Here is a 13223-nt window from a genome sequence, read left to right on the forward strand (position 1 = left end):
ACCGGTCCCGCCGTCACGACGCCCGCTGTCGTTCCCCGAGATGGGCCGCGAGGTAGGGCGCGGTGATGCTCGTGCCCGGGTCGAGGGCGGCGAGATCCCTCGGAGTACCGGTGGCGACGATCCTCCCTCCGGCCGAGCCTCCGCCCGGGCCGAGGTCGATCACCCAGTCGGCGGCCGCCACGACGGCCATCGTGTGCTCCACGACGACCACCGTGTTGCCGGCGTCCACGAGCTTCCGCAGCTGGGCGAGGAGCAGGACGACGTCAGCCGGATGCAGCCCCGTGGTGGGTTCGTCGAGCAGGTAGAGCGTGTGGCCGCGCCGAGCACGCTGCAGTTCGGTGGCCAGCTTGATGCGCTGGGCCTCTCCGCCGGACAGCTCGGTGGCCGGCTGGCCCAGCCGCAGGTACCCGAGCCCGACCTCGCGGAGCGTGGCGAGGGAGCGGGCCGCGCCCGGGACGGCGCCGAGGAAGACCGCCGCGTCGTCGACCGTCATCCCGAGGACGTCGGCGATGCTGCGTCCCTCGAGGGTGACCGCCAGGGTCTCCTCGTTGTAGCGGGCACCGTGGCACGTGGGGCAGGGCCCGTAGCTGCCGGGCAGGAAGAGCAGCTCGACCGACACGAAGCCCTCGCCCTGGCAGGTCTCGCACCGGCCGCCCTGCACGTTGAAGGAGAACCGGCCGGCTCCGAAGCCCCTCGCCGTCGCCTCGGGCGTCGCCGCGAAAGCCTTCCGCACGGCGTCGAAAAGGCCCGTGTAGGTGGCCAGGTTGGAACGCGGTGTCCTGCCGATCGGCTTCTGGTTCACGCTGACCAGCCGGTCGATGGATTCCAGCCCCCGGATGTTCCCGACCGCGGTGGAGGCATCACCGGCGTCGTCGCCCGCCTCGCCGTCCGCCGGCGTGTCGTTGCGGACGTGCCGTCCGACCGCGTCGGCGAGGACCGCGCTCACCAGGGTGGACTTGCCGGAACCGGAGACACCGGTGACGGCCGTCAGGACGCCCACCGGGATGTCGGCGTCGAGCCCCGCCAGGTTGTGGCGGTGGATTCCCTCCAGCCGCAGCCAGGCCGAGGGCGTCCGTGGCTCGGCCTGCGCGGCGTCGGACGGTGCTGTCCCGGACAGGAACGGGGCCGTCAGTGATTCCGGGACATCCGCGAGCCCGTGGACGGGACCGCTGTAGATGATGGTGCCGCCGCCCTCCCCGGCGAGCGGACCGACATCGACGATCCAGTCCGACCGCCGGACCACGTCCATGTTGTGCTCGACCACGAAGACGGTGTTCCCCGCGTCCTTCAGGGCTTCCAGCACGGCGAGGAGCGGCTCGACGTCGGCGGGGTGCAGTCCGGCCGACGGCTCGTCGAGCACGTAGACGACACCGAAGAGGCCGGACCGGAGCTGCGTGGCGATCCGCAGTCGCTGCATCTCGCCCGGGGAGAGGGTCGGCGTCGCCCGGTCGAGGCTGAGGTACCCGAGGCCGAGGTCGACCAGGACGTCCAGCCGCTGGACGAGGTCGCGACTGATGGTGGCGGACACCTCCGTGCCCTCCCCCGACGTGGAGGACCGGTGGGCGGCCGAGGGATGCTCGATCGTCGCCGCCGGCTCGAGGTGGGCGGCCAGATCGGCGAGCGGCAGGGCATTCGCGTCCGCGATCGTGAGTCCTCCGAACGTCACGGCGAGCGCTTCGGGACGCAGGCCGCTGCCCCCGCACAGCCCACAGGGCCCGGACACCATGAAGGGCAGGACGCGATCGCGCATCTGGGGGCTCTTGGAGTCGTGCAGCGTGTGCATGACGTAGCTCTTCGCACTCCAGAAGCGTCCCTTGTAGGGCTTCGCCACACGGTCACGCTGGGGCGTCACCTCGACAACGGGCTGCTCGTCGGTGAACAGGAGCCAGGTCCGCGCCGCCTCCGGCAGGTCCCGCCACGGCACGTCGATGTCGTGGCCGAGCTCACTGACGACGTCGCGGAGGTTCTTGCCCTGCCATGCACCGGGCCAGGCCGCGATCGCACCCTCACGGATGGACAGGGACGGGTCCGGGACGAGCGTCTGCTCCGTCACGTCGCGGGCTATGCCGAGCCCGTGGCAGCGGGGACAGGCTCCTGAGGCCGTGTTGGGTGAGAAGGCGTCCGACTCCAGCCGGACTGCTGCGGCCGCCGGGTACGTTCCGGCCCGTGAGTACAGCATGCGGAGGGAGTTCGAGATGGTGGTGAGGGTCCCCACGGTGGAGCGCACGCTCGGAGTGCCGCGGCGTTGCTGCAGGGCGACGGCGGGAGGAAGCCCGGTGATCGACCCGACGTGGGGGGTGTGCCCCTGCTGGATGAGCCTGCGCGCGTAGGGCGCGACGGATTCGAGGTAGCGGCGCTGCGCTTCCGCGTAGATGGTCCCGAACGCGAGCGAGGACTTCCCCGAGCCCGAGACGCCCGTGAAGGCGACGACGGCGTCCCGGGGGCAGTCGACGTCGATCCCGCGCAGGTTGTTCTCGCCGGCACCCCGCACCCGGACGAAGCCGTCCCGCGTGCTCGTCGTTCCGTCAGGGGCAGCATTCATCGACTCGATCACCAACCCCACCCTACGGTCGTCCGGGGACGCTGCCCGCCGGGGGACCCGCCGCCGACGGGCGGATCATAGGACGGCGGCCACCCGAGCGGAAGGCCGCTGCCCGGTATTCACGGCATCGACCCCGCGGGACCCGGCTCCTAGGGTGGAGTCATGGCTGACATCAATGAAGAGTTCCCGACGCTGGACGACCTCAACCCCGACAACGACGCCCTGCCTCGTCCGTCACGGGCGACGCACGGGAAGTCCGACGACCACGTGGACGACGACGCCCTGGCCCTGGCGACCGAGCGTGAGGAAGTGGCCCTGGGCCTGAAGGACTACGTCCCGGAGGATGTCCCGCCGGCCACGGATCCCCTGCCGGAGGAGTCCTCCCCCGAGGCAGACCTCGCCCAGCGCGGGCTGCTCGGGAACCCCGACGACGCCTGAGTCCGACCGCTACAGGTCGGCGAGCATCCCTCCCGGGTTCTCCAGGGCGTCCGCGACGAAGCGGAGGAACCCGCCCGCCGTACCGCCGTCACACACCCGGTGGTCGAAGGCCAGCGTCAGCTCGCTCACCTTCCGCACGGCGAGAGCGCCGTCGACCACCCAGGGTCGGTCGATGATCCTGCCCATGCCGAGGATGGCCGACTCCGGATGGTTGATGATGGCCGCGCTGCCGTCGACGCCGAACACCCCGTAGTTGTTGAGGGTGAACGTGCCGGAGGACAGGTCCGTCGGCGTCGCCCTCCCCTCGCGGGCCAGGGTAGCGAGGCGGCGGATCTCGGCGTCGAGCTCGCGTGCCGACAGGGTGTCCGCCCGGCGGACGCTGGGAACCATGAGCCCCCGGTCCGTCTGCGCGGCGATGCCGAGGTTGACTCCGTCCACGCGCACCACTTCCTGCGTGCCGTCGTCCGCGGTGGCGATCCGGCTGTTCAGCTCCGGATACCGGGCGAGGCCTGCGACCACGAAGCGTGCCACGAAGGCCAGGATGCCCGGGACGGCATCGGGCATGCGGCGCTTCATCGCCTCGCGCAGCTCGACGAGGGGCGTGACGTCGACGTCGACCCAGACGGTCGCCTCGGGGATCTCGCGCCGGCTGCGGGTCATCGCGTCCGCGATGGTGCGGCGTACTCCGCGCAGCGGGGTGCGCTCGAGGACGGTGAGCCCGGAGCGGGTATCGGGCGGGGAGGACGTCCGCCCGGGAGCGGCGTCGACGGCCGGCCCGGGCTCCGGGCTGCTGGGCGGTCCATCCGTTCGCGCCGCGATGGCCTGCTCGACGTCGCGGCGCAGGATGAGCCCTGCCTCCCCCGTTCCGCTGATGGCGTCGAGGCGCAGCCCACGGTCCCGGGCCAGCTTGCGGACCAGCGGGGACACGCAGATCGGAGCCCTGCCGCCGGCGGGTGCCGGGGATGGCACCGGTTCGGCCTGGACGGTCGTCGTTGTGGGGGCAGGTGGGGTTGCGGCAGCCCGGGCAACTGCCGCGGCTTGCTTGCGCGGACGCGTCCGCCCTCCGGCGAGACCGCCGGGGGTGCCGTAGCCGATCAGCACGTTCCCCGACCCGCCGGCATCGACGGGCGGAGCGTCGTTCCCGCTGGTGGCCGACGTCGGGACGCCCGCGTCCTCCCGCAGGGCGGCCGCGGCATCCGCGACGGCCTCCCCTCCGGCGGCGGCCGGATCGGGGACCGGCGTCTCGGAACCTTCCGGACGGACCGACAGGAAGGGCGCTCCGACGTCGAGCACCTCGCCCGGCCTGCCGTGCAGCACGGCCACGGTGCCGGCGAAGGGGGACGGGACCTCGACCACGGACTTGGCGGTCTCCACCTCGGCGACGGGCTGGTCGACGGCGACGGTATCGCCCTCCGCGACGAGCCAGGACACCAGCTCCGCCTCGGTCAGGCCCTCCCCGAGATCGGGGAGCGCGAAGACGAGGAGTTGCGGGCTGACGGTCGGTGCGCTCATGTCAGTCCTCCCACTGCAGGTCATCGACGGCGTCGAGGATGCGATCGACGCTCGGCAGGTAGAAGTGCTCGAGCTTCGGCGAGGGATACGGGATGTCGAACCCCGTGACCCGCAGCACGGGTGCGGCGAGCGAGTGGAAGCAGCGTTCCTGGACCCGCGCCACGATCTCCGAGGCCACGGACGCGAAGCCCGGGGCCTCGGCGACGACGACGGCCCGTCCGGTGCGGCGGACGCTCTCGCACACCGTCTCGTCGTCGAACGGGACGATCGAGCGGAGGTCGATGACCTCGATCGACCGGCCCTCCTCGGCGGCGGCCGCGGCGGCGGCGAGGGCCGTCGGGACGGACGGACCGTAGCTGATGAGGGTCGCATCGGTACCCTGGCGGGCGACGACGGCGCGGCCGATGCGCCGGGGTGCCTCCCCGTCGTCGAACGTCCGGCGGAGTTCGGCGAGGTCCACCTCCTCCTTGGACCAGTACAGCTTCTTCGGCTCGAGGAACACCACCGGGTCCGGGGAGGCGATGGCCTCCCGCAGCATCAGGTAGGCGTCGTGCACGGTCGCGGGAGCCAGGACGGTGAGGCCGGGTGTGTGGGCGTAGTAGGCCTCGGAGGAGTCGCAGTGGTGCTCGACGCCGCCGATGCCGCCGGCGTAGGGGATCCGGATGACGATGGGCAGGCGCACCTTCCCGCGGGTGCGGTTCGGCATCTTCGCGACGTGGCTGACCACCTGCTCGAACGCCGGGTAGGCGAACGCGTCGAACTGCATCTCGACGACCGGCTTCATGCCGTTCATCGCCATGCCGACGGCCATTCCCATGATGCCCGCCTCGGCGAGCGGCGTGTCGAAGCAGCGCTCCTCCCCGAATCTCGCCGTCAGGCCGTCGGTGATGCGGAAGACCCCGCCGAGGGTGCCCACGTCCTCGCCGAACATCAGCACCGCCGGATCCGCCTCCATGGCATCCGCGAGGGCGGCATTGAGGGCCCTGGCGAAGGTCGAGGTGGTCCTGGCCGGTGGTGTGGGGACGGATCCGGCGACGTGTCCGGCGCGGTCCGCGGCGGGAGCCTCCGTGGTCTGCGTCATCGCTGGCCCCCCTGGTCCCCGGCGCCGTCGGCGGGCGCATCCGGCGCCGCGCCGCGCGCCAGTTCCTCACGCAACTGCTCGGCCTGCTCGCGCAGCTGCGATGTCTTCTCCGTGTAGACGTATTCGAAGAGCTCTGCCGGGTTCACCTCTACCTCCGTGTTGAGTCCCGTGCGGATGGCGGCGGCGATCGCGTCGGCCTGGTCGGCGAACGCCTGCTCGCCCTCGTCCGTGAGCAGGTTCAGGGCCCGCAGGTAGGTACGCATCCGCAGGATCGGATCCCTGGGCACCCAGCGTTCCACGTCGTCGGCCGACCGGTAGCGCGTAGCGTCGTCGGCGTTGGTGTGGGCCTGCATGCGGTACGTGTGGGCCTCGATGAGGGAGGGACCACCGCCGTCGCGGGCGCGGTCGACGGCGGCTCCGAGCACCGCGAGCAGGGCGGCGAGATCGTTGCCGTCCACGCGCTCCCCCGGCATCCCGTAGCCGATGGCCTTGTGCGCGAGGGAGGGGGCCACCGTCTGGTTCTTGAGCGGCACGGAGATGGCGAACTCGTTGTTCTGGATGAAGAACACCACGGGGACGTGGAACACGGCGGCGAAGTTGAGGGCCTCGTGGAAGTCGCCCTCACTGGTGGCGCCGTCGCCGCACATCGCCAGGACCACGGTGGGCTCGCCGCGCAGCTTCGCCGCGTGGGCCACCCCGACGGCGTGCAGGAGCTGGGTGGCGAGTGGTGTCGCCTGCGTCGCGACGCGGTGCTCGTACGGGTCGTACCCGCCGTGCCAGTCTCCGCGCAGCAGCGTGAGGACCTGAAGGGGATCCACCCCCCGCGTGATGACGGCGACGGTGTCGCGATAGGTGGGGAACAGCCAGTCCTCGGCCCCGAGGACGACGGCGGCCGCCACCTGGCAGGCCTCCTGTCCGTGGGAGGAGGGGTAGACGGCCATGCGCCCCTGGCGCACGAGGGCGTTCGCCTGGTCGTTGATGCGGCGGCCGGCGACGAGGCGCCCGAAGGCGCCGAGCAGCTGCTCACCGTCGGGCAGCGGGTACCTGTCGTCGTGGTTGTGCTGTCCGTCCGGGTCCACCAGCTGTACCGGCTCCGCCGAGGGCAGCAGCGCCCGGTCGGCTGCCGGTGCGGCACCGCCGTCGGACGCTCCCCCCAGCATGCTGCCGCGGCCACCATTCGTTGCCGTACTCATCCCGCCTCCATCATGTGCCGCTGCGGCGGCGCTCCTACCGTGCGCCGGGCGATAGCTCCGGCACTGGATGCTGTGTAGGTCAAGTATGGTCAGCAGCCACCTTTTGTATCCACGGAGTCCGCAAAGTGTGGATCATCACGGTCGAAAGCGGATATTCTGTGGACGAATAGGTAAGTGTGACCTGCATTACGCGGAGGAGCGTGGACACGTGGTGGATGGCCCCCTCGACGACGTCGATCGGAAGATCCTCGCCGAGCTGACCAGGGACGGCCGGCAGTCGGTCACCTCCGTCGCCGAGCGGGTGCACATCTCGCGGGCGCATGCGTACTCACGCATCGCGAGGCTGACCGAGGACGGCGTCCTGACGCGGTTCACGGCCATCATCGATCCCGCCAAGGCCGGCCTGCGGTCGTCCGCCTACGTCACCCTGAAGGTGCGGCAGCACTCCTGGCGCGAGCTCCGGGACATCCTCAGGAACATCCCGGAGATCCACCACATCGCCCTGGTCGGAGGTGACTTCGACGTGATCCTGCTGGTGCGGGCGGAGGACAACGTCGGGTTGCGGCGCGTGATCTTCGACCAGCTGCAGTCGATGCCCGGGGTGCTCGACACCCAGACCTTCCTCGTCTTCGAGGACCTCGACACCCGCTGACCCCCCCCTTCCCCCGGTGCCCGTCCCCCGGGAACGACCCCGCCGGCCGGCGGGATCGCACGGGGATCCCGCTGCGTGTCGTGCTTCCGCTCAGCGCGGGAGGTCGCCGCCGGGCACATCAGCGGTCCGACGCGTCGAGAAGTGGCGCCGGTAGGCGGTCGGGGTGGTCGAGAAGGTCGCCGCGAAGTTCTGCCGGAGGGTGACGGCGTTCCCGAAGCCGCAGGTCGCCGCGATCTGGTCCACGGACAGCTCGGTCGTCTCCAGGAGCCTCCGGGCGGCGTCGAGGCGGCGCGAACGGATCCAGGCCGACGGTGTCGTGCCCGTCGCCGTGCGGAACGCACGGACGAAGGTGCGGCGGCTCATGTGCGCCTGGCCTGCGAGCCGGTCGATGGGAAGGGCCTCGCGGAGGTGCCCCAGGATCCATTCGAGGAGGTCCGCGATCGGATCGCCGGCCAGGCTCCGGGGAACCGGGTGCTCGATGTACTGGGCCTGGCCGCCCTCACGGTGCGGGGCGACGACGAGACTGCGGGCCACCCGGTTGGCGGCATCGGCCCCGAGCCGCTCGCGCACGAGGTGGAGACACGCGTCCAGGCCGGATGCCGTGCCCGCCGAGGTCATGACGTCCCCGTGATCGATGTAGAGCACGGCCCGATCGAGGGTGATGTCCGGATGCCGTCCGGCCAGTGTGTCGAAGGCCTGCCAGTGCGTCACGGCGCGCCGGCCGGACAGCAGTCCGGCATCCGCCACCGCGATGGCCCCGAGGCACAGTCCGAGGACCGGTGCGTTCCGTCCGTGGGATTCCTGCAGCACGGTGCGCAGGACCTCACTCACCCCGCGGCCGTCGTCGAACCAGGAAGGGACCACCACGATGTCCGTCTCGGCAGCGACACCCGGTCCGGAGATGCCTGCCAGCTGGTAGCCCTCCGCCGTGAGTACTGAGCCGGGCCTGTCGGAGAACAGGACGGTCGTCCACTCGGCGAGGCCCTGGCGCGTGACTTCGTCGAACACCATCTGCGGCACGGCGAGATGGAACATCGTGACGCCGTCGAACGCGTACACAGCGATACGCATGCGCACCTCCCCGATTGGCCCGGATCCATCGTAACCGGGCCTGCGTGCCACTCGCTCCGCGCTGCCACCGGAGGAAGGATGGACTGCAGGTCCGTCAGCGACCGCAGACCAGCACCACCATGAGCCAGGAGAAACGTCCCCATGAGCACCCCTCGCCGCGCCCTCGTCCTCGTCGATGTCCAGCAGCAGTACTTCGCCGGCCCCCTCGAGATCCAGTACCCCCCGCACCAGCAGTCCCTGCCGCGTATCGCGGCGGCCGTCGATGCCGCTGCCGACGCCGGGATCCCGGTCGCGGTCATCCAGCACACCGCCGGCGAAGGCGCTCCGGTCTTCGCCCCCGGCACACCCGGCTTCGCCCTGCACCCCGAGATCGAGGGCCGGCGCACCGAGGCGTGGAAGGGCGTGGTGAAGCAGTACGGCTCCGTCTACGCGGACACGGACCTCGCCGGCTGGTTGCGGGAGAACGACGTCGACACGGTCACCCTCGTCGGGTACATGACCAACAACTGCATCCTCGCCTCAGCTGTCGAAGCCGAAGCCCTCGGGCTCTCCACCGAGGTCCTCGCCGACGCGACCGGCGCCATCAACATCGCCAACGATGCCGGTTTCGCTGATGCGAAGACCGTCCACACGACACTGCTCGCGCTGCTGAACTCCAACTGGGCGGCCGTCGCCACGACCGAGGCGTGGACCACGGCCCTCGCCGCGCATCAGGCACTTCCGGGAAGTGACCTGGGCAGTTCCGCGACGGCTGGAACTGCGCGCACCGCCCGGTCCTGACGCGACGGGCCGACGGGAACGGACTATCGGCTGTGCTCTCCTGCGCCCTGCGTCCCTCGCTGCTCAGGCCGGCCTGCCGCGGCTGCCCCTGACGGAGGTGCGGAATGCAGCGAGAGCGGAGAATCCCGGCCATAGCCCTGTCCGATCGATGCGGGCGAGTGCGGCGGAGAACCCGGGCGATTGCGCGAGGTGCGACGGGAAATCGTAGCCAGGGTTGAGTTCGAGCAGGATCCGCAGGAGCAGGGCCCAGCGGCTGCTCTCCGCTGCCGCGTCGTAGAGGGCCGTCGGCGGCTCGTCGAACTCGATGGCCAGGTGATGGCTCTGATGATCGCGGATCCTCGTCACCATCGCGATCCACTGCACCAGGTCGGGGCCGAAGAGACCGGGAACCATGAGTCGTACGGGTTCGAGCAGTTCGCGAGCCCGATCCTGGTAGGTCATCTGGTTGAGGTGCCGCAGGGTCTCCCTGAAGACTGCGTGCGCCTTGTCCTCGTCGGGGAATCCTTCCGCGAGCAGTACCTCCACGCCTGCCTGTCGCGCCTGCCTCGCTGCACGCTCCACGGCGCGCTGGCCGACGCCCTCGAAGCGGACCCCCTCCAGGTACAGCCGACGATGAAGGCCTTCGAGTGCTGTTGCCAGGACCAGGGCGTCGAGCTGCCGGGGTCCCGTCGGGCCGGTGAGGAGGAACGGCACGGGATCGACGATGTGCGCGAGGGGTATCCAGGCGGCGAACACGGCCACGGAGAGATCCTGGACCGGCAGGAAGCTGCTGCGAGCGAGGGGAACGGGCTCGCTGCCTCGACTCCGAAGGACACACCAGCGGTTCCCGACACGTACCTCGGTGTGGGCCACTCCTGGAACGTCCTGGCCGCTCCACAGACCCAGGAGCTGGCTGCAGGAGTGCTGCACCTGATGACGCAGCCGCCGGAGTGGTGTCGCCCTGCCGGCGGAGAACTGGAGACCCGCCCCGTCGTCGGAACCCCATCCTTCGAGGACTCCCGGGATCGAGCCGGCGACCGGCTCCGAGGACTGTTCCCGCCGGAGGGCCGCACCCACCGGCAGAAGCCAGGTCCACCTGATGCCGGCAACGAGGTCGCGGTCACCGCGTACGTGTGCTCCCGCGAGGGACATGGAGCCGTGGAACGTCTGCTTCACCGATGACGGGGGCAAGGACGGAGCCTCCACGACGGCATCGAAGAGGGTGACGGGTCGGCCGTCCGCAAGAGAGCCCAGGATGTCCCGGGGTACGGGATCGGCGACGTCATCCGGGTCTCCGCCGGGCGACACCCTGTCGGGCCCCGACCCGTCCGGTTGCTCGGGCCCGAGGATGGGGCCGTCGAGTTCGAGCACGAACGAGCCGTCCCGTTCGAAGCGCAGGACTCCGGGCACCAGATGGTCCAGGTCCAGTCCGAAGCGTCCGGTGAACTCGCTCATACGCCAGTATGCCCGCCGGTCCGCGGTACCACGAGTGCCGGAGGGGGATGGTGCGGGGCAAGCAGCCCGGGATTCCCCGTTCCGCGCCGCATCGGACCCGTGCGGGCCCGGACCGGAGGTGTCTATCCGGTCAGTGGGGTGCGCTGGGACACCCAGATGGAGCCGACGAAGGTCAGGTACTCGTCATAGCAATCCCTCGTCACGTCATCGGCAGGGGGGCCGTCGCCGGTGAAGGAGGACTGGAAGCCCAACTGCTTGCCGTCCTGCTCGATAGGTCCGACGCCCCATCCCTTCTCCTGGACGCAAGCGCGGGTCGCGCCGACCGCGTCGCGGTACTCGGTAGCGGTTACCACCAGATCCTCCAGGATGGCCTTCTGGAACCCGCTGGCACTCTCCCGCATCTCGAGCTTCTCGTCCTCGGAGAAGGACGGGACGGTGCAGCCGGTCAGCAGGAGAGCGGCCCAGCCGACAGCGGCGACTCCCCATCTGTTCCCCATGGGAGCATCCTGCCCCATGGGGCGGGCAGCGTCCATCGTCGGCCCCGTGACGGGCAGCTCACCACGCGGTTCCGTGTACATCGCGGCGTCCTTCTGTCATCGTCGGTCGTGCATCGACCACCATCCGGCGGCCGCGCACGGCAAGCACCCCAGGAGATGACATGTCCCTCGTCCGCGTGCACAACTTCTCGGTCTCCCTCGACGGCTTCGGCACCGGTGAGGGCCAGCGGCTCGACGCACCCTTCGGTCACGCAGATTCACGGTTGATGGAGTGGGCGGTCGAGACGCGCACCTTCCGCGACCTGGGCATCCACGGAGAATCAAAGGGGTCCCTCGGTGTCGACGACGCGTTCGCCGGCGCGTGGCGGCCCGGGATCGGCGTGTAGATCATGGGCCGCAACAAATTCGGCCCGCACCGCGGCCCCTGGGAGGACGAGGAATGGAAGGGCTGGTGGGGTGATGACCCCGTCTTCCACACCCCGGTCGTCGTCCTGACCCATCACCCCCGGCCGGCACTCGAGATGGACGGCGGGACGACCTTCTTCTTCGTCGACGCCGATCCCGTCTCGGCGCTCGAGCAGGCCCGCGCCCTGGCCGGTGACCTCGACGTCCGGATCGGTGGGGGTGTCCGCACGGTCCGGCAGTTCCTCGAGGCCGATCTGATCGACCACCTGCACATCGTCCTCGTCCCGATCGTCCTGGGGCGGGGCGAGCGGCTCTGGGACTCGCTCGAAGGACTCGAACAGCGCTTCGACATCGAAGCGACCCCTTCCCCGCAGGGGGTCGTGCACCTGGTCTTCACCCGGCGTCCGACCCGCTAGGACCGCGTCGGACGGAGCGTCAAACCGTCGTTCCAGCGCATCCCGACCGGGCGGGACCCTTCCGCTCCGCCCGGTCGGGACATGCTCGCACGGGTCTGGCCGCCCGCCCTGCTGGTGCTGGCCGACTGGATGACCGTCCACGTCGTGCGGCTGAGGAGTCGCAGCGGACACGTCCTGCTCTACCCGCCTGCCTGGGCGGCGGTTGCGAGAAGGTCCGCGGGGCGGCGGAGGCCACGGCCTCGCCCACGCACGGTCGGCTGGTCGACGTCGGCGGACACCGCCTGCACCTGGACCGCACCGACTCGGGCAGCCCGACGGTCGTCCTCGAGCCGGGTGCGGGCGGAACGGCAGCCGAAGTGGAACGGACAGCGTCGTCCATGGCACGCGACACCCGGCCCTTCCGGCGTCAGGCTCCGAAGCGCGGCGCCCGCTTCTCCCGGAATGCCTCCAGGCCCTCGCGGTAGTCGTCGGAGGCGCCGAGGACGCCCTGCACATCGTTCTCGCCGCTGATGGCCTGCCACAGCCCGAGGCGCTCGTCACGGATCCGGCCGACCAACTGCTTGGAGGCGACGAGGGCCTGCAGCGGTCCGCGGGCGGCACGGGCAGCCTTCGTCCGGGTCAGCTCGAGCAGGTCGGCCGCCGGTACCGCACGGCTGAAGAGCCCGCCGGCCACGGCCTCGGCGCCGGTCAGGAGATCCCCCGTGTACATGAGGTCGAGGGCGCGGTGCGGACCGAGCCGCTCCGTGAACAGCCAGTGCCCGCCCGAGTCGAGGGCGAGGCCGAGGTTGGCGAACGGGGACCCGATCTTCGCGTTCTCCGCGAGGTAGACGACGTCCGTGGCGATCAGCAGACCCAGCCCGACGCCGAGGCACGCACCGTGGGCGGCAGCGAACGTCGGTGCGGGGAACTCCGCCATCTTCCGCAGCAGCGGCGTCAGGGCGGCGTCGAGGAAGCGATGGGCGTCGTCGGCCCCGGGTTCGATCGAGCCGAGATCCCGGCCTGCGCAGAAGGCGCGCCCCTCGCCCCGCAGGACGAGGGCCCGGACCGTGCCGTCGTGGACCCCGGCAGCGGCGTCGTCGTAGGCGGCCGAGAGGTCGGCGAGCGCCGACTCGTCGACGGCGTTGAGCCGGTAGGGGGCGTCGAGGACGATCTCCGCGACGCCGTCCGCGACGGCGAGCCGGATCATGCCGGCGCCGGTCCCG

At 71.0% G+C, this 13223-nt stretch carries 11 protein-coding genes and 1 pseudogene; 4 read left to right on the forward strand and 8 right to left on the reverse strand.

Features of this window, described 5'->3' with window-relative positions:
* Window positions 1-13 precede the first annotated feature (13 nt).
* Window positions 14-2542, reverse strand: a complete 2529-nt coding sequence (locus tag ACX80U_RS02445) for an excinuclease ABC subunit UvrA (protein ID WP_459267346.1) — start codon at window positions 2540-2542, stop codon at window positions 14-16.
* A 162-nt stretch (window positions 2543-2704) separates the two neighbouring features.
* Between ACX80U_RS02445 and ACX80U_RS02450 the strand changes: the two genes are divergently transcribed.
* Complete coding sequence (locus ACX80U_RS02450; protein WP_459267284.1) at window positions 2705-2980, forward strand: hypothetical protein; 276 nt, start codon at window positions 2705-2707, stop codon at window positions 2978-2980.
* Between the two features lie 9 nt (window positions 2981-2989).
* Here the strand turns inward: ACX80U_RS02450 and ACX80U_RS02455 are convergent, their stop codons facing one another.
* From ACX80U_RS02455 to pdhA, 3 genes are read right to left on the reverse strand one after another with little or no spacing between them, the layout of a single operon-like run.
* A complete protein-coding gene (locus tag ACX80U_RS02455) occupies window positions 2990-4492 on the reverse strand; it encodes a dihydrolipoamide acetyltransferase family protein (RefSeq protein WP_459267285.1) in 1503 nt (500 codons plus the stop codon).
* Window position 4493: 1 nt separating this feature from the next.
* Window positions 4494-5573: an alpha-ketoacid dehydrogenase subunit beta gene (locus tag ACX80U_RS02460; RefSeq protein ID WP_459267286.1), complete on the reverse strand. Its 1080-nt coding sequence runs from the start codon at window positions 5571-5573 to the stop codon at window positions 4494-4496.
* Window positions 5570-6733 (reverse strand): pyruvate dehydrogenase (acetyl-transferring) E1 component subunit alpha, encoded by a 1164-nt coding sequence (pdhA, locus tag ACX80U_RS02465; protein WP_459267347.1) that lies wholly within the window; start codon window positions 6731-6733, stop codon window positions 5570-5572. The genes ACX80U_RS02460 and pdhA overlap by 4 nt, the downstream gene beginning before the upstream one ends.
* A 241-nt stretch (window positions 6734-6974) precedes the next feature.
* Between pdhA and ACX80U_RS02470 the strand changes: the two genes are divergently transcribed.
* Window positions 6975-7418, forward strand: a complete 444-nt coding sequence (locus ACX80U_RS02470; RefSeq protein WP_459267287.1) for an Lrp/AsnC family transcriptional regulator — start codon at window positions 6975-6977, stop codon at window positions 7416-7418.
* A 90-nt stretch (window positions 7419-7508) separates the two neighbouring features.
* Here the strand turns inward: ACX80U_RS02470 and ACX80U_RS02475 are convergent, their stop codons facing one another.
* Window positions 7509-8489, reverse strand: coding sequence for a GlxA family transcriptional regulator (locus ACX80U_RS02475; protein WP_459267288.1), 981 nt, complete (start codon window positions 8487-8489; stop codon window positions 7509-7511).
* 141 nt (window positions 8490-8630) lie between these two features.
* Between ACX80U_RS02475 and ACX80U_RS02480 the strand changes: the two genes are divergently transcribed.
* Window positions 8631-9269: an isochorismatase family protein gene (locus ACX80U_RS02480; RefSeq protein ID WP_459267289.1), complete on the forward strand. Its 639-nt coding sequence runs from the start codon at window positions 8631-8633 to the stop codon at window positions 9267-9269.
* 63 nt (window positions 9270-9332) lie between these two features.
* Here the strand turns inward: ACX80U_RS02480 and ACX80U_RS02485 are convergent, their stop codons facing one another.
* Both ACX80U_RS02485 and ACX80U_RS02490 read right to left on the reverse strand, forming a co-directional pair.
* Window positions 9333-10703 (reverse strand): HEPN domain-containing protein, encoded by a 1371-nt coding sequence (locus ACX80U_RS02485; RefSeq protein WP_459267290.1) that lies wholly within the window; start codon window positions 10701-10703, stop codon window positions 9333-9335.
* A 122-nt stretch (window positions 10704-10825) separates the two neighbouring features.
* A complete protein-coding gene (locus ACX80U_RS02490) occupies window positions 10826-11281 on the reverse strand; it encodes a hypothetical protein (protein WP_459267291.1) in 456 nt (151 codons plus the stop codon).
* A gap of 80 nt (window positions 11282-11361) precedes the next feature.
* Here ACX80U_RS02490 and ACX80U_RS02495 point away from each other — a divergent pair.
* A pseudogene (locus ACX80U_RS02495) lies at window positions 11362-12021 on the forward strand (dihydrofolate reductase family protein).
* 406 nt (window positions 12022-12427) lie between these two features.
* Here ACX80U_RS02495 and ACX80U_RS02500 read toward each other — a convergent pair.
* Complete coding sequence (locus ACX80U_RS02500) at window positions 12428-13207, reverse strand: enoyl-CoA hydratase/isomerase family protein (protein ID WP_459267348.1); 780 nt, start codon at window positions 13205-13207, stop codon at window positions 12428-12430.
* Window positions 13208-13223: the final 16 nt, after the last annotated feature.

This window comes from Arthrobacter sp. TmT3-37 (genome assembly GCF_054510835.1).